The 24,155-nt window shown below is 63.8% G+C and carries 25 protein-coding genes; 10 read left to right on the forward strand and 15 right to left on the reverse strand.

Translation table 11 applies throughout. The features are described 5' to 3' along the window. The first annotated feature begins 29 nt into the window (after positions 1–29). Together soxZ and soxA are read left to right on the forward strand one after the other, a co-directional pair. On the forward strand, positions 30–350 hold the full coding sequence (gene soxZ, locus GJW30_RS17675; protein WP_096357670.1) for a thiosulfate oxidation carrier complex protein SoxZ: 321 nt from the start codon (positions 30–32) through the stop codon (positions 348–350). After that, positions 347–1,123 (forward strand): sulfur oxidation c-type cytochrome SoxA, encoded by a 777-nt coding sequence (gene soxA / locus GJW30_RS17680; protein ID WP_096357672.1) that lies wholly within the window; start codon positions 347–349, stop codon positions 1,121–1,123. Before soxZ ends, soxA begins: the two co-directional genes overlap by 4 nt. Before the next feature lie 245 nt (positions 1,124–1,368). On the opposite strand, the gene GJW30_RS17685 is transcribed toward soxA, so the two are convergent. The 5 genes from GJW30_RS17685 to GJW30_RS17705 form a co-directional block, all read right to left on the reverse strand. Next, entirely contained in the window at positions 1,369–2,601 is a 1,233-nt protein-coding gene (locus GJW30_RS17685) for a sensor histidine kinase (protein WP_096357674.1), read from the reverse strand. Continuing rightward, positions 2,601–3,287 carry a response regulator gene (locus GJW30_RS17690; RefSeq protein ID WP_096357676.1) on the reverse strand — a complete coding sequence of 229 codons (687 nt, stop codon included), beginning with the start codon at positions 3,285–3,287 and terminating at the stop codon, positions 2,601–2,603. Before GJW30_RS17690 ends, GJW30_RS17685 begins: the two co-directional genes overlap by 1 nt. Then, the gene (locus tag GJW30_RS17695; protein ID WP_245408549.1) at positions 3,284–3,862 is read right to left on the reverse strand and encodes an anthrone oxygenase family protein; all 579 of its coding nucleotides are present in this window, start codon (positions 3,860–3,862) and stop codon (positions 3,284–3,286) included. Before GJW30_RS17695 ends, GJW30_RS17690 begins: the two co-directional genes overlap by 4 nt. A 48-nt stretch (positions 3,863–3,910) precedes the next feature. Further along, entirely contained in the window at positions 3,911–4,504 is a 594-nt protein-coding gene (locus GJW30_RS17700) for a Spy/CpxP family protein refolding chaperone (protein ID WP_157746782.1), read from the reverse strand. Positions 4,505–4,600: 96 nt separating this feature from the next. Next, positions 4,601–5,386, reverse strand: a complete 786-nt coding sequence (locus GJW30_RS17705; RefSeq protein ID WP_096357680.1) for a bestrophin-like domain — start codon at positions 5,384–5,386, stop codon at positions 4,601–4,603. A gap of 107 nt (positions 5,387–5,493) precedes the next feature. Here GJW30_RS17705 and GJW30_RS17710 point away from each other — a divergent pair, with 107 nt between their 5' ends. After that, positions 5,494–6,654: a dipeptidase gene (locus GJW30_RS17710; protein ID WP_096357682.1), complete on the forward strand. Its 1,161-nt coding sequence runs from the start codon at positions 5,494–5,496 to the stop codon at positions 6,652–6,654. A 113-nt stretch (positions 6,655–6,767) separates the two neighbouring features. On the opposite strand, the gene GJW30_RS17715 is transcribed toward GJW30_RS17710, so the two are convergent. The 6 genes from GJW30_RS17715 to GJW30_RS17740 all read right to left on the reverse strand — a co-directional run bounded on the left by GJW30_RS17715 (position 6,768) and on the right by GJW30_RS17740 (position 11,406). Continuing rightward, positions 6,768–7,073, reverse strand: a complete 306-nt coding sequence (locus GJW30_RS17715) for a hypothetical protein (RefSeq protein WP_096357686.1) — start codon at positions 7,071–7,073, stop codon at positions 6,768–6,770. Between the two features lie 13 nt (positions 7,074–7,086). Then, positions 7,087–7,479, reverse strand: a complete 393-nt coding sequence (locus GJW30_RS17720) for a carboxymuconolactone decarboxylase family protein (protein ID WP_096357688.1) — start codon at positions 7,477–7,479, stop codon at positions 7,087–7,089. Positions 7,480–7,488: 9 nt separating this feature from the next. Beyond that, entirely contained in the window at positions 7,489–8,640 is a 1,152-nt protein-coding gene (locus GJW30_RS17725; RefSeq protein WP_096357690.1) for an aminotransferase class V-fold PLP-dependent enzyme, read from the reverse strand. 139 nt (positions 8,641–8,779) lie between these two features. Further along, positions 8,780–9,238: an FKBP-type peptidyl-prolyl cis-trans isomerase gene (locus GJW30_RS17730; RefSeq protein WP_245408550.1), complete on the reverse strand. Its 459-nt coding sequence runs from the start codon at positions 9,236–9,238 to the stop codon at positions 8,780–8,782. A 71-nt stretch (positions 9,239–9,309) separates the two neighbouring features. Continuing rightward, positions 9,310–9,699, reverse strand: a complete 390-nt coding sequence (locus GJW30_RS17735; protein WP_096357692.1) for an MAPEG family protein — start codon at positions 9,697–9,699, stop codon at positions 9,310–9,312. A gap of 174 nt (positions 9,700–9,873) precedes the next feature. Next, complete coding sequence (locus GJW30_RS17740) at positions 9,874–11,406, reverse strand: acyl-CoA carboxylase subunit beta (protein WP_096357694.1); 1,533 nt, start codon at positions 11,404–11,406, stop codon at positions 9,874–9,876. Positions 11,407–11,594: 188 nt separating this feature from the next. On the opposite strand from GJW30_RS17740, the gene GJW30_RS17745 reads away from it, so the two are divergent. Together GJW30_RS17745 and GJW30_RS17750 are read left to right on the forward strand one after the other, a co-directional pair. After that, positions 11,595–12,620 carry a 2-dehydropantoate 2-reductase gene (locus GJW30_RS17745; protein ID WP_096357696.1) on the forward strand — a complete coding sequence of 342 codons (1,026 nt, stop codon included), beginning with the start codon at positions 11,595–11,597 and terminating at the stop codon, positions 12,618–12,620. A 314-nt stretch (positions 12,621–12,934) separates the two neighbouring features. After that, positions 12,935–13,813: a DUF2865 domain-containing protein gene (locus GJW30_RS17750; protein ID WP_096357698.1), complete on the forward strand. Its 879-nt coding sequence runs from the start codon at positions 12,935–12,937 to the stop codon at positions 13,811–13,813. Here the strand turns inward: GJW30_RS17750 and GJW30_RS17755 are convergent. Beyond that, positions 13,793–14,335 carry a helix-turn-helix transcriptional regulator gene (locus GJW30_RS17755; protein ID WP_096357700.1) on the reverse strand — a complete coding sequence of 181 codons (543 nt, stop codon included), beginning with the start codon at positions 14,333–14,335 and terminating at the stop codon, positions 13,793–13,795. The genes GJW30_RS17750 and GJW30_RS17755 overlap by 21 nt on opposite strands. Positions 14,336–14,521: 186 nt before the next feature. On the opposite strand from GJW30_RS17755, the gene GJW30_RS17760 reads away from it, so the two are divergent. Then, positions 14,522–15,460, forward strand: coding sequence for a calcium-binding protein (locus tag GJW30_RS17760; RefSeq protein WP_096357702.1), 939 nt, complete (start codon positions 14,522–14,524; stop codon positions 15,458–15,460). Between the two features lie 33 nt (positions 15,461–15,493). Here the strand turns inward: GJW30_RS17760 and GJW30_RS17765 are convergent, their stop codons facing one another. Beyond that, the gene (locus tag GJW30_RS17765; RefSeq protein ID WP_096358905.1) at positions 15,494–16,261 is read right to left on the reverse strand and encodes an ATP12 family chaperone protein; all 768 of its coding nucleotides are present in this window, start codon (positions 16,259–16,261) and stop codon (positions 15,494–15,496) included. 260 nt (positions 16,262–16,521) lie between these two features. Between GJW30_RS17765 and GJW30_RS17770 the strand changes: the two genes are divergently transcribed. The 4 genes from GJW30_RS17770 (at position 16,522) to GJW30_RS17785 (ending at position 22,455) form a co-directional block, all read left to right on the forward strand. Next, on the forward strand, positions 16,522–18,324 hold the full coding sequence (locus GJW30_RS17770) for an FAD-dependent oxidoreductase (RefSeq protein WP_096357704.1): 1,803 nt from the start codon (positions 16,522–16,524) through the stop codon (positions 18,322–18,324). Beyond that, positions 18,294–20,153, forward strand: coding sequence for a 2-oxoacid:acceptor oxidoreductase subunit alpha (locus GJW30_RS17775; RefSeq protein ID WP_165391583.1), 1,860 nt, complete (start codon positions 18,294–18,296; stop codon positions 20,151–20,153). The genes GJW30_RS17770 and GJW30_RS17775 overlap by 31 nt, the downstream gene beginning before the upstream one ends. A 172-nt stretch (positions 20,154–20,325) precedes the next feature. Further along, entirely contained in the window at positions 20,326–21,381 is a 1,056-nt protein-coding gene (locus GJW30_RS17780; protein ID WP_096357708.1) for a 2-oxoacid:ferredoxin oxidoreductase subunit beta, read from the forward strand. Positions 21,382–21,504: 123 nt separating this feature from the next. Next, the gene (locus GJW30_RS17785; protein ID WP_096357710.1) at positions 21,505–22,455 is read left to right on the forward strand and encodes an aldo/keto reductase; all 951 of its coding nucleotides are present in this window, start codon (positions 21,505–21,507) and stop codon (positions 22,453–22,455) included. Positions 22,456–22,458: 3 nt separating this feature from the next. Here the strand turns inward: GJW30_RS17785 and GJW30_RS17790 are convergent, their stop codons facing one another. Further along, a complete protein-coding gene (locus GJW30_RS17790) occupies positions 22,459–22,806 on the reverse strand; it encodes a hypothetical protein (RefSeq protein ID WP_130364571.1) in 348 nt (115 codons plus the stop codon). A 59-nt stretch (positions 22,807–22,865) separates the two neighbouring features. Then, positions 22,866–24,104, reverse strand: coding sequence for an RluA family pseudouridine synthase (locus GJW30_RS17795; protein ID WP_245408551.1), 1,239 nt, complete (start codon positions 24,102–24,104; stop codon positions 22,866–22,868). Between the last annotated feature and the right edge of the window lie 51 nt (positions 24,105–24,155).

The raw sequence follows: 24,155 nt of genomic DNA on the forward strand, positions 1-24,155 counted from the left end.
CTCCCCATTTTTTGGGGAGGCGTGCTCTGATGGCAAAGCCTCTGATCAGTGTTCCGCCGAAAGCGAAGAAAGGCGACGTCATCGAGATCAAGACGCTGATCGCGCACATCATGGAGACGGGATTCCGCCATTCGGAATCTGGCGCGACAATCCCGCGCGACATCATCAATTCGTTCTCGTGCAACTACGCCGGAGCGGAAGTTTTCCGTGCCGACCTCTCGCCTGCGATTGCCGCGAATCCATTCATCGTCTTCACCACCATCGCGGTCGAGAGTGGCCCGATGCGATTTTCGTGGGTCGACGACAAAGGCGAGACGCAGACCGAAACCGTGCAGATCACGGTGGAATGATTTCGCGTCTGCTCATCGCGCTCGCTTTAACCGCATCATTAGCGGCAGCGACGCGCGCCGCCGAAATCCCACTCGACGAACGCCGCTCCGGCCTCGACTTTGCCGGCAACGACAGCCGTCAGATGCAGGCCGACGACACGTCGAATCCCGCATTTCTCTGGGTCCGCGAAGGCGAAGCGCTGTGGGCGAAGACCGACGGCGTGAAGCAATCCTGCGCCTCGTGCCACAACGATGCCGCCACGACGATGAAGGGCGTTTCAGCGCGTTACCCGGCATACAGCGAAGCGAAGCAACGGCCGGTCGATCTCGCCGGCCAAGTCAACATCTGCCGCGAGACGCGGCAGGATGCGAAACCCTTCGCGCACGAGAGCCGCGAGATGCTCGCACTCACGGCCTACATCGGGCTGCAGTCGCGCGGGATGCCGACCGCACCGCCCGACGATGCGCGCCTTGAACCGTTCCGCCGCAACGGCGAGCAGCTCTTCAACGCGCGCGTCGGCCAGCTGAACTTCTCCTGCGCCAATTGCCACAACGACAACTGGGGCAAACGCCTCGCCTCCGCGCCGATCCCGCAAGGCCATGCGAACGGATACCCGCTGTATCGCCTCGAATGGCAATCGCTCGGCTCGCTGCAGCGCCGTTTCCGCAATTGCATGAGCGGCGTGCGCGCGACGGCCTTCGCTTACGGCGCGCCCGAATGGGTGGACCTTGAACTTTACCTCGCGTGGCGCGCCCGCGGCATGCCGGTCGAGACCCCGGCGGTGCGGCCTTAGAGTCTGTTTGACAGCTCAAAAACCTCACCCTTCGCGACGCACCGGCCGCGCATCGTCTCAGCTGTCATCCCGGAAGCCGCGAAGCGGCTATCCGGGAACCATGAATCCCAGCCGATGCAGGGATACGTGGGTCCCGGATAACCGCTTCGCGCTACGCGCGGCGGTTTCCGGGATGACAGCTGAGAGGAGGATGCGCGATCATTTCAATCAACCATCTCGGGATGTCGGAGTCGCCAAACAGACTCTTAGAGGATCGGCAGCACGGCGCGAAACGCGCTCGCGGCATTCGGATGCGCGACGACGGAAATGTCGCCGCCATGCGCGCGCGCGATTTGCCGCACGAGCGCGAGCCCCAGCCCTGCGCCGCGCGACGTGCTGTCGAGCCTATGGAACGGCGCGAACACCCGCTCCCACTCCGTCTGCGGAATGCCGTTGCCGGCATCGCTCACCGTCAGCACCGCGTTGCGATCGACCTGCTTGACTTCGACCACCGTCGGCGGCCGGCCGTAGCGCTCCGCATTGTCGAGCAGATTGCGTACCAGACGGCGGAGCAGACGCGCGTCGCCATTCACCGTGACCGACTCGCCGGACACCTCGCAATCGCGATAGCGCGAGGCTTCTTCGGCGGCGAGCGCCAGCAGATCGATCTCTTCGAGTTGCAGCTGCGGCGCGGCGTCCAAACGGCTAGTGAGCAAAATCTCGTCGATCAGATCGTCGAGCTCGGCGACGTCGCGTTGCAGATCGGCGCGGCGCGCCAGATCGTCGCTCTTCTGCATCAGCTCGATGCCGAGGCGAATGCGCGACAACGGCGTACGCAACTCGTGGCTCGCATTGGCGAGCAGCAAACGATGCGCGCCGACCAGCTCTTCGATCCTTGTCGCCGCACGGTTGAAGCTCGTCGCCAGGCGCGCGATCTCGTCGCGTCCCTTGATGTCGACGCGCGCCGACAAATCACCCGCGCCCAAAGTCTCGACGCCGACCTGCAGCCGCTCCAACCGCCGCGTCAGCCCACGCACGACCGGATAAGCGCACAGTCCGACCACCAGCGCGATCACGCCGAGGAAAATCAAAAACCCACCGAGCGGCGCGCGATGCCGCCATGGCGGCCGCACCGACACTGCTCGCCCATCCGGCAGGCGGAACGCCCAAGCAGCGCCGCCCGGATCCTTCACCCAGCCGCTGCCGTAGCGCGGTCCGGCAATAACATTCCCGGACGACGCGATGACGCGCCCGTCCGCATCGTAAAGCGTGAGGTCGGAATCGAGGCGGTCGGCAAAGCGCCGGATCGCCTCTTGCTGCTCGCTCTCCGGCGCGTCTTTCGACGGCAATGACATCGAGATGAACTCGGCCATCACCTGCACGCCGCGCTCGAACGACGAATTGCTCCAGCCGATGCGCCACGCAACGCTCGCGATGAAGACCACCGCGATCAGGCTGACGACGATCGTCAGATAGATTTTCTTGTAGAGCCTCAGCATCAGTCTTGCGCTTTCGCGAAGACGTAACCGGCGCCGCGCACCGTGATCACACGGCGCGGGTTCTTCGCATCGTCCTCGATGGCGGCGCGGATGCGCGAGACATGCACGTCGATCGAGCGATCGAAGGCTTCGAGGTTTTCGCTCTTGAGTTCGTTCATGATCGCGTCGCGGCTCATCACGCGCCCTGCCCGCTTCGCCAACACGAGCAGCAGATCGAATTGGTGGCTGGTCAGCGGCCGGTCTTCGCCATCGAGACGCACAACGCGCGCGCCCGGATCGATTTCGAGCCGCCCGTAACGCATCACGTCGGCGGCGCGCTCACCGCGGCCACGGCGGAGGATCGCTTTGAGCCGCGCCAGCAGCTCACGCGGCTCGAACGGCTTCGGCAGATAATCGTCAGCCCCCATCTCCAGGCCGATCACGCGGTCCATCGCATCGCCGCGCGCTGTCAGCATCAGGATCGGCGTATCGTCCTTACTGCGGATCTCGCGGCAGAGCTGCAGCCCGTCTGCGTCCGGCAGCATGAGATCGAGCACGATCGCGTCCGCGCCGCCACGCCCATGCGCCGCCATCGCGGCCGCGCCGTTCGCCGCGTGCGTCACTGTGAAACCGGCATCGCCGAGATAGCTTCTCAGCATCTCGGCAAGGCGCGGGTCGTCTTCGACAAGGAGGATGCGATGTGTCACGAAGCAACTCTAGCGGCTTCAAGCCGTCCCATGGAAGCGGGCACGCGCGACGTGGTCCGCGCGCTGGCCCCAAGTGAAACCAATCCGAACAACGCCAGAAGAACGCTGAAGCCGCTCGCCACCGTACGCGCGAGGTTCCACCATTGCCAGCGTGGCGAATACTCTGCCCAAACCTGAGCGACGTCGGAGCCCCGAGCAGAGACGCGAGCCAACGCATCGTTCATCGGAACATTCACCAGCATCGTCGGCAGGAAAGCCGCGAACATGTAGACCACTGCAGCCGCCGCAAAAGCGAAGCCCGCCTGCCGCGCATCCGCGAGATAGGCGAGGCCAGCCGCAAGCAAGAGCATCGGCGCCGGACCGAAAAACGCCGGTGCGAAATAGCGATTGCGCACTGTCGCATTCACACCTTGCATCGCGATCACGGCGTTCTGCTCGCTCAAAGTATCGAAGCCGAACATCACTGAGGACGCATAGGCGTAGAAGAAACCAAAAACGGCAGCCGTCAACAACGCGCCAAGGATCGCGGCGAGTAACGCCGCGATCCACAGTGGCGATGCCATGCGCATGGTCATCTGAAAACTCCCGGATCAAATGGATGCTTGAAATACTACTCTGCACCGTTATCCGCGATGCCAGCCCCAGCGCCGCTGATGCGGCGGCAGCAGGTCGGCGATCTTGCGGCGTTGCTCGACAGTGAGGATCTCGTTCGCATCCGCGAGAGCCTGCGCGAGACGCTTGCTGAAAGCGTCAGCCAGCGCCATCTGCTCGGTGCGGAATTTCTCGATCCCGGCGCGATCGAGGTTCGGCTGCGTCAGCAGGCCGCGTCCCTCGCGGCGAGCGTAACGGGCCTTCTCGGCGAGCGGGACGAGATCGCGGACGGCCGCCTTGGCGACAGCGCGAAGCTTGTCCTGCTGCTCGTAGCTCGCATCGACATCCTCGGCAACGCGGCGAACGATACGGTCCGCATGCTGCTCGATGCGCGCCGGGTCCATGTCGGCCGAGAAGCTGTGCATCGCATAGTGGTGGCGGAACCCGCCCGTCGCGGCTTTGCCGGCGAGGCCGCCCGCGACGGCGGCAACCGCGACGAGGAACAGGCCGAACAGAATGCGGCGGCCCCGGCGGCGCGGCGGCTGCGGAGCCGGCGGCTGAGCGTAAGGGCCAGGCTGCGGACCCTGTTGCGGGCCTTGCTGCGGGTATGTCGGTTGGTCGGTCATTTCGGTCTCTCCAGGCGCCTTTTGCGCCATCCTGAGACCGGAAGATGGAGTATGGCCGTTTCGCCAGCTTCTCGGCCGTGTAAAGAAACGTAAAGGCTATTTGAGCAGGCTCGAAAGCGCCGTCGGCTGGACCGAAATCTGGCCGACGAACGGCCGATCATGCGACAAAATCACGAAATATGCGGCCAAGATCGCCAGCGCGTAGAAGTGCGTCGCGATGATCTGCGTGCGGAAAGAATGGCTGTTGCAGATCGCGACGAAGAACAGCGTCGTCGTCGAGATGATCCACATCGCAAACCACTGCGCCCAGGTGACGCCCGCATTTGATGCGGCAAGGCGCGAGAGCCTTGCCTGCCGGATCGCGAGAACCTGCTGCAGCAGCGGCTCGTACGTCGAGACCGCGCGCAGCGTGTCGTGCTGGCGCGACAGAAGTTCGATCGCCGACAGCAGGCTCTTTTCGGACTCGTCGAAAATCGGCGCGTCGAGCGGCTCGGATTTGCGCATCGCCGGCCAGTCGATATCGAGCACCTGCTTCACATACGTCCGCAGATAATCGTTGGTGCGCTGTTGCGCTTCCGCCGGCAGGCCGAGCGTGAGGATCATCGCGTTCTCGATCGCGTCGGCCTCGCGCTGCACCGCGTTGCGTGCCGAGACCGCGTCGTTCCAGATGCCGGCCGCCGAGAAAGCCACGATGAGCGCAAACATGCCGCCGCAAGCGCCGATGACCGAGTCGCGGATCGGCAGCGGCTCGTCGATCGCATAACCGAGCCGCGGTATCGACCAGCGGACGACGCAGAGGATCACCCAGCAGACCGTCATGCTCATCGCCAATATGACGAAGAACATCAGCCACAGAGGCAATTGGTGGAAGCCGACAAACATGCGGAGCCCTCGTGGTATCGATATGCCCGAGTCGCGCGCGGTTCGCTAGTTGCGCCGCCCTGGCCTATCGCGCCGCAGGGTGGCAGTCTGCCGCCAAGAGGTTCCGAATGACGATGTCCCGCAAGGCCGCGCTCGCGCAGGCCAACGATTTTCTCCAGCGTCATCTGCTGATCGACGGCCACAACGACCTGCCCTGGGTGATCCGCGCCGACAAGATCGCGCGCGGCAACGTCGCGGCGTTCCGGCTCGGCGAGCCGCACAACGACGCCGACACCGATATCCCGAAGCTGCGCGAGGGACGCGTCGCCGCGCAAGTGCTCGCCGCCTTTCTGCCGACCCGCATTGCCAACCCGGCGACGGTAACGCTGGAACAGATCGACGTCATCCGGCAGATCGAGGAACTGCACGCCGATGTCTTTCACCCCGTGCGCAAAGCGAGCGACATCGCGACCGCGCATCGCCGCGGCAAGATCGGCGCGATCATGTCGGTCGAAGGCGGCGTCGGGCTTGAGAATTCGCTCGCACCGCTCCGCATGTGGCACGCGCTCGGCATGCGCATCATGACGCTCTGCCACAACGAGACGCTCGACTGGATCGACAGCGCGACCGACGCGGCGAAGAACGACGGCATCACGGATTTCGGCCGTGCTGTGGTCGCGGAACTCAACCGGCTCGGCGTGCTGATCGATGTCAGCCACGCGTCGCCGAAAGCCGCGCATGACGTGTTCGATGCGTCGGACGCGCCCGTCGCGCTGACGCATTCGAATGCGTTTGCGCTCTGCGAGCATCCGCGCAACGCACCGGACGATCTCTTGCGCCGCATTCCGGAGAAGCGCGGCATCGTGATGGCGACGTTCGTGCCGGCGTTCATCCGCCGCCGCACGCATCAGGCGCTGCGCCCCTATCAAGACGAGCACGGCAAATCGCGGCAGGATCTCGCCGCATCGGACTACGAGACGGCGGGACTGCTCGCGCGCACCGGCTGGGAGGCGGACGGCGCGACGCTGCTCGCCGAGCACATCGAATACATGACGAACATCGTCGGCATCGATCATATCGGCATCGGCTCGGATTTCTACGGCGGCCCGACGCCGCCCGGCCTCGACGATGCGTCGAAGTTTCCGAACCTGTTCGCGGAACTCATCGCGCGTGGCTGGGCCGAGGACGCGCTCGCAAAACTCGCCGGCAAGAACACGCTGCGGGTTTTGAAAGCGGTGGAGAAAGTCGCGCGGGATAAGGCGAAGGCGGCAAGACGCGACGTTGCGTAAGCCTCCGTCATGGCCCGCTTTATGCGGGCCATCCACGTCTTTCTTGGTGCGTCAGAAAGTAAGACGTGGATGGCCCGGACAAGCCGGGCCATGACGGAGTTTGTAGCGAGCACCTAAACTTCCTCAACCAAAATCTGAATGTCGCGCGTGCGCGGAATGCCCGGCCAATCTTTATCGAAATCAACGACGAGCTGTTTCATCTTCTCGCCGTTGACGGCGCGATCGAGCGCGCCGCGATCCGGGAAGCGATAGACGGCCTGGTGCACCGACGGATCAACCTCGCTCCAGAAACGCCACGCCTTCGACGAACCGAACGCCGCCATGGCCTGCGGCAGATGCTCGCGCGAATACCAATTGTCGAACGCCCTGCGCTTCGACTCGTCCGCGACTGTCGCGCGGACCACGAAATAATAGGGCATGCTTCCTCCTCCGTTATTTATCGAACATCGGATCGACCGGCACGCGATAGCCGTTGACCAGGCGGTTCGTCTCGTTCGCCATCCCGACGACAGCCATCAACTCGCCGAACATCGCTTCGCTCATGCCGGCCTTGCGCGCCGCGGCCGTGTGGCTCGCGATGCAATAGCCGCAACCGTTCGAGACACTGACGGCGAGATACACCAACTCCTTGGTCAGCGGATCGAGTGCGCCGGGCGCCATCACTTCCTTGATGCTCTCCCATGTGCGTTTGAGCGTCACCGGATCGTGCGCCAGATACTTCCAGAAGTTGTTCACGTCCGGCAGATTGCGCGACGACTTGATGTCGTCGTAGACGGCACGCACGGCGGGCGATGCATCGGCATATTCGATCGGTTTGTGCGGCATGGTGGCTCCCTATGCGAGTAGACGCCGCAAAGCCGCGATGCAGCGATCGACATCCTGTTCGTCGTTGTAAACGTGCGGCGAAATGCGGACACGGCCGAGCCGCGGCGCGACAAAAATCTTCTCGCGCGCGAGCGCTGCGACGACATCGTGCGCGTCTTTTCCGCGCGGCTTGAAGCTGACGATATGCGGTGCGCGCACAGTGTCGCTCGCAATGTCCGCGACATCGCGCAACCCGTCGGCGAGCCGCGAAGTCAGCATTCTCAGCCGCGCCTCGATCGCCGCCTGCCCGAGCGACGCGACATACTCCATGCCGAGCGACGCCATTTCGAGCCCGACGAAGAAATCGCGCTCTCCCATGTCGAAGCGCCGCGCATCGTTGGTGTAAGCGAGATCACCGAAGTAGACGTCGGACTCGGCCTTCACGGCGCGGCGGCCGCCGCTCGTCTGTTCGAGAGGCACGCCGTTCTGGTGACGCTTCGCGACATAGGCGAAGGCGCGGCCATACGGCCCTAGCAACCACTTGTAGGTCGGGAAGATCACGAAATCCGGATCGAGCGTTTTGACGTCCAGCGCGACGACACCGGTCGACTGCGTCGAGTCGAGGAGAAGTGCCGCGCCGGCACGCGCCGCCGCCGCTTTAATCGCCGCGACGTCGAGCAACACGCCATCGCACCAATGCACCGACGAAACCGAGACGAGCGACACCGGCGCAGCACCTGGCTTCGCGATCGTTTCGAGAACTGCTGAGGTCCAATCGAGATCGGCGGGCCGATGCACGGTATCGACCGCAAAACCACCCTGCTCCGCCCGCGCGTGCCATTCGAGCACGGGCGACGAATGATCGTCCGCAAACACGACGACGCGGGAGCCGCGCGCGGGCGCAAAAATCTTTCCGGCAATGGCAACGCCGTAACCGACCGAGGAGATCGACGCGACATCGGCCGGATCCGCATTGATGAGCCGCGCCGCTGCGGCGCGGCAGCGTTCGTATTGCTCCGCTGCGAAGGCGTTGATGTTGTCGAATTGCCAGGGTTGGCCCTTGCGGCCGACCGCCTTGCGCGCCGCGTCCTGCGTTGCGAGCGGCAGCGGCGAATACGACGCGGCGTTGAGATAGCAAACGTCGCGCGGAATATCGAAGAGATCGCGTTGGGAGGGGAGCATTTGAACACTCTCGTCATGGTCCGCTTTATGGGAGCCATCCACGTCTTCTGTTCAAACAAGTAAAGCAAAACGTGGATGGCCCGGACAAGCCGGGCCATGACGGAGTTTTACGATTTACGCCGAGAGAAGGCGATGCGGACTACTTCACGCCCAGCAATTCAACATCGAACATCAGCGTCGCATTCGGCGGAATGACACCGCCGGCGCCGCGCGCGCCATATCCCATATCGGGCGGAATGATCAGCGTGCGCTTGCCGCCGACCTTCATCGTTGCAACGCCCTCGTCCCAGCCCTTGATGACGCGGCCGGTGCCGATCGGAAACTCGAACGGCGAACCGCGATCGAGCGACGAGTCGAATTTCTTGCCCTTCTGGCCGTTCTCGTAGAGCCAGCCCGTGTAGTGCATCACGCAGGTCTGCCCGGTCTGCGGGCTCGCGCCGGTGCCCGGCTTGGTGTCGATGATCTGCAGTCCTGAAGCGGTGGTCATAGGCCGTCCTTGAGCGTTAGCGGAGGTGTGAACGATGGCGCCGCCGAGTGCGGCGAGCGTGAGCGCGCGAAGCGTGTCGCGGCGCGATAAACTGCGGTGCATGAAAGTCATGCGGGTCTCCCGAATGTGTGAGGGGATGATCTGAAACTAGGCCGCGTGTGTGTCGAGAATGTGCTCGCGCGTTATGCCGCCCACCGCATGATAATGCCAGCGAAAGCGCCGATAATCAGCGCAACGCAGGCCAGCGCCTGGATGAGAAATCCCGGAATACGCTTTTGTACCGCCTCGCTGTACCCGACGAAATACATCACGCGCCCGACGATCCACACGGCACCGACCGCCGCCGCCGCGATGTCGCTGAGATAGAGCGCCATGAGCCACAGCGGCACGAGGAATGTCGGCATCCATTCGAGCATGTTCGCATGCGCGCGGTAGACACGTTCGAAATCCGGATTGCCGCCCATCGACGGAAGTTTCACGCCGAATTTTTTGTGCGCCGACGCGACCCGCGTCGCGATGTAGGAGTAGAGCACGATGGCAATGAGCGAAACGATTGCGGTGTAATGGGGCATTCGCGCCTCCTTAAAATGCCGAGCTTAGCTGATTCCGCGTTCTGCGTAGCCCGCATGGAGCGGAGGCGCGTCACGCCGATCGCGCAATGCGGGGAAGCGTCGCCCCCGGATTTCGCGCGTGGCTTCGCCACCGCTTCATCCGGGCTACTAGAAATTCCGCATCCCGTCATTGCGCTACAACGGCAGATTATCGTGCTTCCGCACCGGCATCTCGACCTTCTTCTCGCGCAGCATCGCGAGCGCGCGCGCGATGCGGCGGCGGGTCGAATGCGGCTTGATCACTTCGTCGATATAGCCGCGTTCGGCGGCGACGAACGGTGAGAGGAAACGATCCTCGTATTCCTTCGTGCGCGCCGCGATCTTCTCGGCATTGCCGATGTCCTGGCGGAAGATGATTTCCACCGCGCCTTTCGCGCCCATCACGGCGATCTGCGCGGTCGGCCACGCGTAGTTGACGTCGCCGCCGATATGCTTCGACGCCATCACGTCGTAAGCGCCGCCGAAGGCTTTGCGCGTGATGATGGTGACGAGCGGCACCGTGCATTGCGAATACGCGAACAGGAGCTTCGCGCCGTGCTTGATGAGCCCGCCGTATTCCTGCGCCGTGCCCGGCAGGAAGCCCGGCACGTCGACCAGCGTCACGATCGGAATGTTGAACGCATCGCAGAAGCGCACGAAGCGCGCCGCTTTGCGCGATGCATCGGAATCGAGCACGCCGGCGAGCACCATCGGCTGGTTGGCGACGAAGCCGACGGTCGCGCCCGCAACGCGGCCGAAGCCCGTCACGATATTCTTCGCGAAAGACGTGCCGATCTCGAAGAAGTCGCCCTCGTCGACGACCTTCAGGATCAGTTCCTTGATGTCGTAGGGTTTGTTCGGATTGTCCGGCACCAGCGTGTCGAGCGAAGGCTCGTCGCGCTCGATGTCGTCGAACGACGGCCAGGTCGGAACGCCGGAGCCGCAGTTCGACGGCAGGAAGTCGATCAGCCGGCGCATCTGCAGCAGGCATTCGAGATCGTTCTCGAACGCGCCGTCCGCCACCGCGGATTTCGTCGTGTGCACTGACGCGCCGCCGAGGTCTTCGGCCGTGACGACTTCGTTGGTCACGGTCTTCACGACATCCGGTCCGGTGACGAACATGTAGCTCGTGTCGCGCACCATGAAGATGAAGTCGGTCATCGCGGGCGAATAGACGTCGCCGCCCGCGCACGGGCCCATGATGACGGATATCTGCGGGATGACGCCGGATGCGATCACGTTGCGCTTGAACACGTCGCCGTAGCCGCCCAGCGCCGCAACGCCTTCCTGGATGCGCGCGCCGCCGGCATCGAACAGGCCGATGATCGGCGCCCGCGACTTCATCGCCATGTCCTGGATCTTGGTAATTTTCGCCGCGTGCGTCTCGGACAGCGAGCCGCCGAACACCGTGAAGTCTTTTGCGAAGACGAAGACCGTACGGCCGTTGACGGTGCCCCAGCCGGTGACGACGCCGTCGCCCGGGATCTTCTCGCCCTTGTCCATGCCGAAATCGACGGCGCGGTGCTGGACGAACATGTCGAACTCTTCGAACGAGTCGCGATCCATCAGAAGTTCGATGCGCTCCCGCGCCGTCAGCTTGCCGCGCGCATGCTGTGCGTCGATGCGCTTTTCGCCGCCGCCGAGGCGTGCTTTCGCGCGCCGATCTTCCAATCGATCGAGAATGTCCATGTGCGTTCCAAGCCCTTGTTGGAATTCACATAGCGCAACAATGCGCAGGGTCAAACACCTACAACCGCGACCTCTTCCCCCATAACCGACCCTCTGGTATGCAAAATATCAGGCGGGAAAATCCGGGGGGAGGCGTCGCCGTTCGGAATAACAGCGGCTGCCGGAACGGGCGGCCTTAGGGAGGACTCATGAAGGTCTGCATCTACGGTGCCGGCGCCATCGGCGGCTATATCGGCGTGATGATGAAGCTCGCCGGCGCGGACGTGTCGCTCGTCGCGCGCGGCGCTCACCTCGAAGCCATCAACCGGGATGGGCTCAAGCTCCAGATCGGCGGCGAGGAGAAGGTCGCCAAGATGCCGGCGAGTAAGGACCCGGCCGATCTCGGCCCGCAGGATTACGTCATCGTCGCGCTCAAAGCGCATCAGGCTTGGGAATCGGCGGAGCAGATGAAGCCCCTGCTCGGCCCGAACACGGCGGTCGTCACCGCGCAGAACGGCCTGCCGTGGTGGTATTTCTACGGCTTCGAAGGCCAGTACGCGAACCGCCGCATCGAGAGCGTCGATCCGGGCGGGCGCCAGTGGAATGCGATCGGGCCGGAGCGCATCATCGGCTGCACGGTCTATCCGGCGACCGAGATCATCGCGCCGGGCGTCGTGAAGCACATCTCGGGCGACAAGTTCGGCCTCGGCGAGCCGAACCGCAAGGTCACCGAGCGCGCGACAAAACTCTCCGAGATGATGGAGAAGTCCGGGCTGAAAGCGCCCGTGATGCCGGAGATCCGCAACGACATCTGGCTCAAGCTGTGGGGCAACCTCTGCTTCAACCCGATCTCGGCGTTGACCCGGGCGACGCTCGACATCGTCGCCACCGAGCCCGGCACCCGCGATCTCTCGCGCAACATGATGCTGGAGGCTGAGAAGATCGGCCGCCGCATCGGCGTCCACTTCCGCGTCGATGTCGAGAAGCGCATCAACGGCGCGGCCCGTGTCGGCGCGCACAAGACCTCGATGCTGCAGGACCTCGAACGCGGCCGCCCGCTCGAACTCGACGCCTTGCTGACCTCGGTGCAGGAGCTCGGCCGCCTCGCCGAGGTTGAAACCCCTTATATCGACGCCGTGTTAGCGCTCACGCAGCAGATGGGACGCAGCCTCGGCGTCTACCCAACCTTCCCGGACGCCGTCATCAACGAAGCGGCCGAAGGCGCGATCGACTAGGCACCGCCTGTCATCCCGGAAGCTGCGAGCTCATGCAGTGAGCTGCGGCTGTCCGGGATCCATATCCCCTGCGCAAATGATCATGCACAGGGAGTATGGATTCCGGGCTCGCGCAGCTTGCTTCGCAAGCAAGCGCGCCCCGGAATGACCGAGTAAAGCCCCGCCCGCGTCATCGTTTCGTCTCAGGTCGACTGAAATCTGCCACCGGTCTTTTACCCTGCGCTTTTGAAACCTTTCATGCCGCGCAGAAGTTACTTGGATTCGCGCATAAGGTGTGCGAACGGTGCGCCCACACCTGCCCTGGAGACATCGGCGTGTTCACGCCTTCCATCAAGCGAGCCACCTTCGGCTTAGCAGTCGCGCTGCTTGCCTTGAGCAGCGCTGCGCCTGCGCGCGCGCAAGGCTTGCTTGAGTTTCTGTTCGGTGGTCCCTCCTCCAGCGGCGCCAGCCGCCACGACGACAACCCGCGCGCCCGCATCACGGTGACGCCGCGCCGCCACGGCCCCTCGGCATCGAGCGGCGGCGGCATGGTGTGCGTGCGTCTCTGCGACGGCTACCACTTCCCGCTCACCGCCGGCGTCGACAAGGAGCAAGCCGCGTTCGCGTGCAAACTCGGCTGCCCGGGCGCGGAGACGAAAGTGTTCCGTCGTCAAGGCGACGACATCAACAACGCGGTCGCGGACGATCGCAGCGTTTACAAGAAACTCGCCAACGCAAGCGCTTTCCAGAAATCGAGCAGCGCGACCTGCGGCTGCTTCTCGACGCGCGTATCGAGCGGCCCGGTCTACGACGATCCGACGATGAGGCCCGGCGACGTCATCATCGTCGACGGCAAAGCGATGACGCTGAAGCCCGGCGCGACGAAGCCATACGACAAGACGGATTATGTCGAAGTCGAGCGTTCGCGCAGCTTCCCGGCGTCGGTGCGCAACATGCTGCGCGCGAAGCTGCAAGGCGCACCGATTGTCGCGCGTGCCGAGCGCCGGGACCGCGTGCGCTCGACCGCAACGCCGGACGCACCGTTGTCGCTGTCGCCGTCACACACGCGCGACGGTCTGCGCGTGATCATGCCGTCGCCGTATGACGGCGCACCGGTCGAAACGCCGCCGGGCGAAGCACCGCTCAAGCAAGCGGCCGTCAGCGGCAATAGCGGTGCAGCGCCTGTCGGGCCGCTAGAGCCGGCCGCCCGCTAAGCGCGCGATCAACTCGCCCTGCCGCCCCGTTCCGGTTTTGCGAAACAGCTCCGCAAGATAAGAACGCGCCGTGCTGACGCGTATACCCTGCCGCTTCGCGGCTTCCGCCAGACTGAGCCCTTCCATCAGCGCCGCAGCGAGCTTCGCTTCGCCCGGCGTGAAGCGGAACGCCGTCGTCAGCACGTGATCGGGCTGCGCGCGTGGCCCGAACGCACGCACGGTCACGAGCATTGAATCGGCGCCGTCGAGGCGCACGAGTTTGAGTGCGAGCGCAGGCTCGCCGTTGATCCCGGCCGGCAGACCGATTTCCGCTGGCCAATCATCGAGCGCTTTGAAGCATGCCCGAACGCGCGCGCGATCCGCCTCGCGCAGCAGACTGTTGGCTTCGATCAGAACGCCGGAGTCCGACACGATAGCGGCCGCGATGCCGAGCGCCTCGAGTGTTGCGAGCGCGTTCGCCTCCAGAGCCGTGCAAGGTGCGACGATGCGCGCCCGCGACTGGGAGCAATTCCAAGCCAGCATGTTTCTGTTCCAACGCCCGGAAGGGGCTTCGGAACGAGAGACGAAAGCCGGCGGCGGAACCGGACATCCGCTATGCCGAAACGTTCGGTGGAAAATCTTGCGACGCCCGTGTCCGGAAATCCGGACCGATCCCGTCTCTCCTGACAAGCGGTCGCATAACGCGGCCCGCAGTCACGGAGAAACGACATGGCCAAGATCGCAACGACCGCTTTCAGCCCTACGGCGGCGGCAACCTTCAAACCCGTCCTCATGCCGGAGGGCATCGAGCAGGACTTTGCGCCGGCGGCTTTCCCGCAGGGCCCTATCGTCGTGCGCACCGTGACGATCAACGGCACCGAGGGTGCCGATACTCTCAGCGGAAACTCCGCGATCGCGCAGAAATACGTGATCAACGGTTTCGGCGGCGACGACACCATCACGGGCAACTCGTTCGCCGACACGCTCAACGGCGGCAGCGGCAACGATCGCCTCTCCGGTGGCGGCGGCAACGACACCCTGCTCGGCGGCACCGGCGAGGACTCGCTCTACGGCGACGCGGGCGACGACAAGATCTGGGGCGAAGACGGCAACGACTTCCTGGTCGGCGGCGCCGGCAACGACGACGTGAACGGCGGCGCCGGCGACGACATCATGCACGGCGACTACTTCGTCCCACGCCCCGGCCCGCGCGGCACGCCGACCGACGGCGGCAACGATTACATGTGGGGCGGCGAAGGCAACGATAAGATGTATGGCGGCGCCGGCGATGACGACCTCATCGGCTGGAGCGGCAACGATACGCTCGACGGCGGAACCGGCAACGACACACTGTCGGGCGGTTCCGGCACCGACAAGCTGTACGGCGGCGAAGGCAACGACCGGCTCGACGGCGGCCTCGGCAATGACGAGATGTGGGGCGGCGCCGGAGCCGATCTCTTCGCGGTCGACGGCCGGGTCGACGGCATCAACACCTTCGACGTCATCAAAGACTACAGCGCCGCCGAAGGCGACAAGATCGCGCTGCACGAAGGCGTCGCTTACTCGGTCAGCGATTCAGCGCTCGGCGCGATGATCGTTGTCGGCGACGACGTCACGCTCGTCTCCGGCGTTCAGGCGAGCACGCTGCAGTTCGAGTTCTTCGCTTAAGGACACAAACGGCCGGCGTGAAAGCGTCGGCCGTTACCGCGCGAGAACGAGACTCGCAGCTTTCATCTCGTCCCAACGAAACGCGCGGCGTTTGAGCGCCATCTCGTCGCGGCCCCACAGCGACATATTCCAATCCTCGTCGACATGCGCGGCCGCCCACGCCTGCTCGGCATCGAGACGGCCCGCGTTCAGCGCGAGCGCGATCAGCGCCGAGCCCGTCAGCGTCGTGATCGCGTTCGCGGCGCCGAGCCGCCATGTGTCACCCGGGATCGCTTTGCGCGCGGCTTCGATCGCATGCGCGGGCTGCTCGACATGCATCACGCCTTCGGCGAGCACGAAGCGCGCACCGAGATCGTCGCGCGCCCAGTTGAGCAGCGGATCCCAATGCTCGGTCTGCATCGCGACGAGGCCTTCGGGCTCCGGCGCGCGATAGAACAGCATGTCGGTGCCGAGATATTTCTCGATCTCGGCAGCGACCTCGGCGCGATTATCCGCAACGCCGTCGATGATCGAGTTCGCAAGACGCGTCAGCGGCATCTTCGCTGGATCGATCTCATCCTTCTGCGCATCCCATTCGGCAACGAGCGCTTCGGCAATCCGGCGATCAGGCGCTCCGAGCAAGCGCTTCGCCGGCGTGCGCACCGAGCGGCCGTCGAGCAGCACCGGAAAACCGCCCTCACTTATCTCTCCGACGCTGACGGCCTCATAGAACCGCTTGCGCAACGGCGTGCGCATGCTGCGCCGCGCGGACTCGGTGGGATCATCCCGGTGCTCGTGGATATCTTCGAAAACGTCTCGCATGCCGGGCATGTAACACCCCGTCGGCCGAAATGGGAGACCGGCCGCGCTCTGGCATACCAGAGAAATGCCGCAGCGCAGCGACGAATGTCGGGATCACAAGGCAGTCATATGACGACTTCTGTTGGACGTTATTCCAAGTCTAAACTAGGATTTGCCAACAACAACTTGGGCGATTCAACGCCTGAGCGGAGAGGAGATGCTGATGTTCCGCGCGCCCGCGCATCTGGGCACACGGAGCCAAGGCACAAACAAGAGAGTCGATGAAACTCACAGACATCTCGCAGCCGAACTACTTCCATAAAGTTGTCGACTGCCAATGGGCCTGCCCCGCTCATACACCCGTCCCCGAATATATCCGACTGATCGCCGCCGGCCGCTACAGCGACGCCTACATGATCAATTGGAAGTCGAACGTGTTTCCGGGAATTCTCGGACGCACCTGCGACCGCCCGTGCGAACCGGCCTGTCGGCGCGGCCGCGTCGAAGATGAGCCGGTCGCGATCTGTCGTCTCAAGCGCGTCACCGCCGACCACAAGGAAGACATCCACCACCGCCTGCCGCCGCGCCCGGAGAAAACGAACGGGAAGCGCATCGCCTTCATCGGCGGCGGCCCCGCGTCTCTGACCGTCGCGCGCGATCTCGCGCCGATGGGTTACGAATGCACGGTGTTCGAGCGCGATCCGAAAGCCGGCGGCATGATGCGGACGCAGATCCCCAAATTCCGCCTGCCCGATAGTGTCGTGGACGAAGAGACGAATTACATCCTCGATCTCGGCGTCAACTTCATCGGCGGCAAATCCATCGACAGCCTGAAGTCTCTCGTTGAGGAAGGCTACGACGCGATCTTCGTCGGCTCCGGCGCGCCGCGCGGACGCGACCTCGACATTCCGGGCCGCAAGGAAGCCGCCAAGAATGTGCATGTCGGCATCGAGTGGCTCTCGAACGTTTCGTTCGGCCACACGACACAGATCGGCAAGCGCGTCGTCGTGCTCGGCGGCGGCAACACCGCGATGGATTGCTGCCGCACAGCTCGCCGTCTCGGCGTTGAACACGTGACGGTCGTCGTCCGCTCCGGCTTCGACGAGATGAAGGCGTCACCCTGGGAGAAGGAAGACGCGATCCACGAAGACATTCCGATCCGCAACTTCATGGTGCCGAAGTCTTTCACGCACGAGAACGGCAAGCTCACGGGCGTCATCTTCGAGAAGGTGAAGGCGGAGCGCGACGAGAAGGGCCGCCGCAACCTCGTACCGAGCGGCGAACCCGACGAACACATTCCGTGCGACGACGTGCTCGTCGCGGTCGGCCAGGAAAATTCGTTCCCCTGGATCGAGCGCGACATCGGCATCGTGTTCGACAAGTGGAACATGCCGGTCGTCGACGAACGCACGTTCCAATCGACGCGCCCCGGCATCTTCTTCGGCGGCGACGCAGCGTTCGGCCCGAAGAACATCATCTGGGCCGTCTCGCACGGCCACGACGCCGCGCTCTCGATCCATAAGCATTGCCAAGGCGAGGACATCACGGTTCGCCCTGAACCGGGCGTCACCATCGTGAGCCAGAAGATGGGCATTCACGAATGGTCCTACGACAACGAGATCGCGCTCGACGAGCGCTATCGCGTGCCGATGCGCGACAAGGAAATCGCGCTGAAGGATCTGCGCACCGAAGTCGAACTCGGCTACGACCCGGTGTTGGCGCTGAAGGAAGCTTATCGCTGCTTGAACTGCGACGTGCAGACCGTCTTCACCGGCGAAGTCTGCATCGAGTGCGACGCCTGCGTCGACATCTGCCCGATGGACTGCATCACCTTCACGGAGAATCGTGAGGAGCACGAGCTGCGCCTGCATCTCAAGGCGCCGGCGAACAATCTCAGCCAAGACCTCTACGTCGCCGACAATCTCAAAACCGGCCGCGTGATGGTGAAGGACGAGGACGTCTGCCTCCACTGCGGCCTTTGCGCCGAGCGTTGCCCCACCGGCGCGTGGGACATGCACAAGTATCTGATCGAAATGACGCACGCAGGAACATCATGTCAGCAGAAGCATCAGACGCACGCGTAAAACCGCTGACGCGCGTCAACGACTTCGTCGTCCGTTTCGCCAACGTCAACGGTTCGGGATCGGCGAGCGCGAACGAATTATTCGCCCGCGCGATCATGCGCATGGGCGTGCCGGTCGCGCCGCGCAACATCTTTCCGTCGAACATCCAAGGGCTGCCGACCTGGTACGAGGTGCGGATCACTGAGTCGGGTCATCTCGGCGCGCGCGGCGGCGTCGACTTCATGGTCGCGATGAACCCGCAGACCTGGGACAAAGACGTCGCCTCGATCGAACCCGGCGGCTATCTTCTCTATGACTCGACCAAGCCGATGCCGGCGACGAAATTCCGTCCCGACATCACGGTGATCGGGGTGCCGCTCACTGCGATCACCAACGCGGAATACAAAGAACCGCGCCAGCGCCAGCTGTTCAAGAACATCATCTATGTCGGCGCGCTGACCGCGCTGCTCGACATGGATGTCGCTGCCGTCGTCAAGCTGCTCGGCGAGCAGTTCAAGGGCAAAGACAAGCTGATCGCACCGAACGTGCACGCGCTGCATCTCGGGCGCGATTGGGCGCTCAAGAACCTGCGTTGCCCGATCGGCCTCACCGTGAAGACATCGAACGGCGTCGGCGATAAAATCTTCATCGAGGGCAACTCGGCCGCAGCGCTCGGCGCCGTCTATGGCGGGGCCACCGTTTGCGCCTGGTACCCGATCACGCCGTCGTCGTCCGTTGCCGAAGCCTTCACGAGCCACTGCAAGCGCTTCCGCATCGACAAGGAAACCGGCGACGCGAAATTCGCGATCGTGCAGGCCGAGGACGAACTCGCCTCGATCGGCATGGTGATCGGCGCGGGCTGGAACGGCGCGCGCTCCTTCACGGCAACGTCAGGCCCCGGCATCTCGCTGATGACGGAATTCATCGGCCTCGCCTACTTCGCCGAAATTCCGGCGGTGCTGTTCAACATCCAACGTGCCGGTCCGTCGACCGGCATGCCGACGCGCACACAGCAGTGCGATCTCCTCGCTTGCGCCTACGCTTCGCACGGCGACACCAAACACGTGTTGCTGTTTCCTGAGAACCCGACCGAGGCGTTCGAATTCGGCGCCCTCGCCTTCGATCTCGCGGATCGTCTACAGACGCCGATCTTCGTCATGCTCGATCTCGAAATCGGCATGAACCATCACCTCTCGGCACCGCTGAAGTGGGACGACAGCCGCATGTTCGACCGCGGCAAGGTGATGACCGCCGAGGAACTCGAAGCCGGCAAAGACTTCGGCCGCTACCTCGATGTCGACGGTGACGGCATTCCGTTCCGGACCTATCCGGGCACGCATCCGACCAAGGGCGCATTCTTCACGCGCGGCACGTCGCGTGACCGTTACGCGCGCTACAGCGAAGAAGGCGCGGTTTACGCCGACAACATGATGCGGCTGCTGCGGAAATTCGAGACCGCGAAGAAGCTCGTCCCGGCCGCGGTCCGCCGCGACGCGCCCGAGCCCTCGAAGCACGGCGTGATCTACTTCGGCTCCACCGCCCCCGCGATGGACGAAGCGATCGAAACGCTCGAGGCCGACGATCAGCACCTCAACACGTTGCGCGTTCGCGGTTTTCCGTTCGCGCAGGAAGTCACCGATTTCATCTCGGAACATGACTTCGTGTTCGTCGTCGAACAGAACCGCGACGCGCAGCTCCGCATGATGCTGATCAACGAACTCAACCTCGACCCGATGCGCCTAATACCGATCCTCCATTTCGACGGCACGCCGATCACGGCCCGCTTCATCGCCGGAGCGATCGGCAAGCACCTCGATACGCTCAGCGTGAAGCGCAAGGGCGCAGCGTGATGAATGTGGCCTTCATCCTTCGAGACGCGGCCGGATCGCTTCGCGACTTGCCGCTCCTCAGGATGAAGGGAAACGCGGAATTTATCCGCCCTCATCCTGAGGAGGCGCGTTTGCCAGCGAAGCTGGCGCGCGCCGTCTCGAAGGACGAGGGCGGCCGGAAAGGAAAGCTGCGATGACCTATCTCCTCAAGCCGAAGTTCCACCACCCCGGCCTGCCGAAGAACGAGCTCGGCTACACGCACCGCGACTACGAGGGCAAAATCTCGACGCTGTGCGCAGGCTGCGGCCACGACTCGATCACCGGCGCAATCGTCACCGCGTGTTTCGAACTCGCGATCGAACCGCATCGCGTCGCAAAGATTTCCGGCATCGGATGTTCGTCGAAGACGCCGGACTATTTCCTCGGCCAATCGCACGGCTTCAACTCGGTGCACGGGCGCATGCCGTCGGTGCTCACCGGCGCGAATCTCGCCAACCGCGACCTGATCTATCTTGGTGTGTCGGGCGACGGCGACTCCGCGTCGATCGGCTTCGGCCAATTCGCTCATGCGATCCGCCGCGGCGTCAACATGGCCTACATCGTCGAGAACAACGGCGTGTACGGTCTGACAAAGGGTCAATTCTCCGCCACCGCCGACCGCGGTTCGAAGTCGAAGAAAGGCGTGCACAACACCGACAACGCGATCGACCTCGTCGCAATCGCGCTGCAGCTCGGCGCGACTTATGTCGCGCGTTCCTTCTCGGGCGACAAAGGCCAACTCGTGCCGCTCATCAAGGGTGCGATCGAGCATCAGGGCGCTGCCTTCCTCGACGTCATCTCGCCATGCGTTGCCTTCAACAACCACGCGGGCTCGACGAAGAGCTTCGACTATGTGCGTGAGCACAACATGGCGGTGAACCGCCTCGACTTCATCACGGGCCGCAACCCGATCACGGCCGACTACGCACCCGGCACTGTCGAGATCGTCGAGCAACATGACGGCTCGAAGCTTGTGCTCCGCAAAGTCGCGCCGCACTACGATCCGCACGATCGCGTCAAGGCGATCACGTATCTGCAGGAGAGCCATGCGGCGGGCGAGATCGTCACCGGTCTTCTCTACGTCGACAAAGAACCCGCCGACCTGCACGGACATCTCAACACTGTGAAGACGCCGCTCAACGCGTTGAACGAGAAAGAGTTGTGCCCGGGCTCCGATGCGCTGGAAAAATTCAACGCCAGCTTGCGCTGATCTACGGCGAATTTACCGTTCGCGGCGCGGGGCTTGACCCGCGCATCCAAGACGAAAAGACTGACACGAATTATCCGGGGCGCTCGGCCCCGGCAAAGCTGTTTGCTGTCGAAAGGACATCCCGTGCAGAAGAACGAACTCGGCAAATCCGGCATCAAGGTCGCGCCGTTGATTTTCGGCGGCAACGTGTTCGGCTGGACCGCTGACGAGGCGACGTCGCACGCCCTTCTCGACCACTTCGTCAGCGCCGGCTTCGACTGCATCGACACCGCGAACGTCTATTCGGCCTGGGTGCCGGGTCACAAAGGCGGCGAGTCCGAAGCGATCCTCGGCTCTTGGCTCAAGAAGCGCGGCGGCCGCGACAAAGTCATCGTCGCAACGAAGGTCGGCATGCAGATGGGCGACGGCAGCAAAGGCCTCGACCCCGATTACATCGTGAAGTCGGTGAACGAGTCGCTGAAACGTCTGCAGACCGACTACATCGATCTCTATCAGTCGCACACGGACGACGAGACCGTGCCGCTCGCCGACACGCTCGGCGTTTACAAGCGGCTCATCGAGCAAGGCAAGGTGCGCGCGATCGGCGCGTCGAACTATTCGGCGAAGCGTCTTGCCGAAGCCCTGCAGGTTTCGAAGGACAACAACCTGCCGCGTTACGAGACGCTGCAGCCGCTTTACAATCTCACCGATCGGAAAGACTTCGAAGCCGAACGTCAGGCCGTCTGTGAGAAGAACGACGTTTCGGTGATCCCGTATTATGCGCTGGCCGCCGGCTTTCTCACCGGAAAATATCGCTCCGAACGCGACCTCAAGAAGAGCGTGCGTGGCGAGCGTTCCGTGAAGAAATACATGGACGAACGCGGCATGCGCATTTTGGGCGGGCTCGACAAAGTCGCCGAGGAAACCAAAGCGAAGCCTGCACAGATCGCCATCGCCTGGCTATCGCAGCGTGAGACCATCGCGGCGCCGATCGCCAGCGCGACCAGCATCGAACAGCTCGACGAACTTATCGCCGCGACGAAGCTCAAGCTGAGCGCTGAGCAGATGAAGACGCTCGACGCTGCGAGCGCATAGCGCTCAACCGTCCATGCAGCCGCGGATATAGGCGTCGCGCTTCCCGCGCGACATGCCCTTCGCCTTCTGTGCGCAATTGTAACGCTGACGGCTGCTCTCTCGCGCGCGCGGGCTCGATCCGCTGTAGGGGTTGACCTGCGGCATCGGGCCGCTCGACGGGTTGCGGAACTCATACGGCTGCGGCGCCATCGCGGGCGGCAGATTCTGCGGCCGGTTCTGCTGCTGAATCACCTGGTTGGGATTCATCGGCGGCCCAATCGGCTGGGTGCCGAGCACGGACGGCGGATTCTGCGCCAGCGCCGGCGCAGTCGCCATCGCGAGAACCACCAAGCCACATGTGAGAATTCGCATCCGCATAGCCAAGCAACGCATTGCGGCGGTTTTGGTGCCGTCACGGACGCGTGACGGCGTTACTTTTCCGGCGCCTCGACAATGGGGTCGTAGCGGTCGGCATCGAGGCCGAGCAGATTCCACGATTGCTGCATGTGCGGCGGCAGCGGCGCCGAGACATCGATCATGCCGCCGCGCGGATGCGGCAGCGCGATCCGGCGCGCCAAGAGATGCAGGCGGTTCTGCACGCCGCCCGGCAGTTGCCAATTCTCAATCGAGAAATACTTAGGATCGCCGACGATGGGGTGCTTGATGTGCGCACAATGCGCACGCAGCTGATGCGTGCGGCCCGTAACGGGCTTGAGCGAAATCCACGCCAGCTTCTGCGCCGCCGTCTCGACCACCGCATAGTAGGTGATCGCGTGGCTCGCGCCCTCTTCGCCGTGTTTGGCGACGCGCATGAAGCTGTCGCGCTCGACTTCCTCTTTCGCGAGGTAGGTCGAGATGCGCCCCTGATGCGGACGCGGCACACCGGCAACCAGCGCCCAATACACCTTGCGTGCATCGCGCGAGCGGAAACTTTTCGCCAGCGTCGACGCCGCAAAGCGCGTCTTCGCAACCAGCAGGCAGCCGGCCGTATCCTTGTCGATACGGTGCACGAGTCGCGGACGCTGCCCGTGACGGTCGCGCATCACTTCGAGCATGCCGTCGACATGCCGCGTCGTACCGGATCCGCCCTGCACGGCGAGGCCGAACGGCTTGTTGAGCACGAGGACGTCGTCGTCTTCGTAGAGCGTGATCGATTTGAGGAACGCGAGATCGTCCGCGCCTTTGCCGGTGAGCTCACCCGGCGCTTTCGGTGTGTCGACACGCAGCGGCGGAATGCGCACCGCCTGCCCGGCTTTCAAACGATCCTTCGAGTCGGCGCGGCGTCCGTTGACGCGCAGCTCACCTTTACGGATCACGCGCTGAATGTGCGAGAAGGACAGCCCCGGAAAGCGCGCTTCGAGGAAGCGATCGACCCGCATGTCGTTCTCGTCGCCGGTGACCGTGACGGTCTGCACGGCGGTCGGCAAACTCTCGAGCGCATCGACGAGCGCGCGGACTTTCTCCTCCAGCGGCTTCACCGGCGGACGTGCCGGGCGCCGCTCATCGCGCTGCGGACGATCTTGTCGCGGACGATCCTGGCGTGGACGTTCCGTTCGCGTCCGGTCTCGCTGAGGTCGTTCCTGACGCTCTTGGCGCGGACGCTCTCGTTGCGGTCGCTCTGGTCTGGCGCGTTCTTGACGCGGACGCTCGTCACGCGACCAGCTCTCCACCGCGCCGTCTTGTTTCGGGCGTTCTTGTTTCGGGCGTTCTTGTCTCGGGCG

Source organism: Variibacter gotjawalensis, assembly GCF_002355335.1.
Classification (GTDB): Bacteria; Pseudomonadota; Alphaproteobacteria; order Rhizobiales; family Xanthobacteraceae; genus Variibacter; species Variibacter gotjawalensis.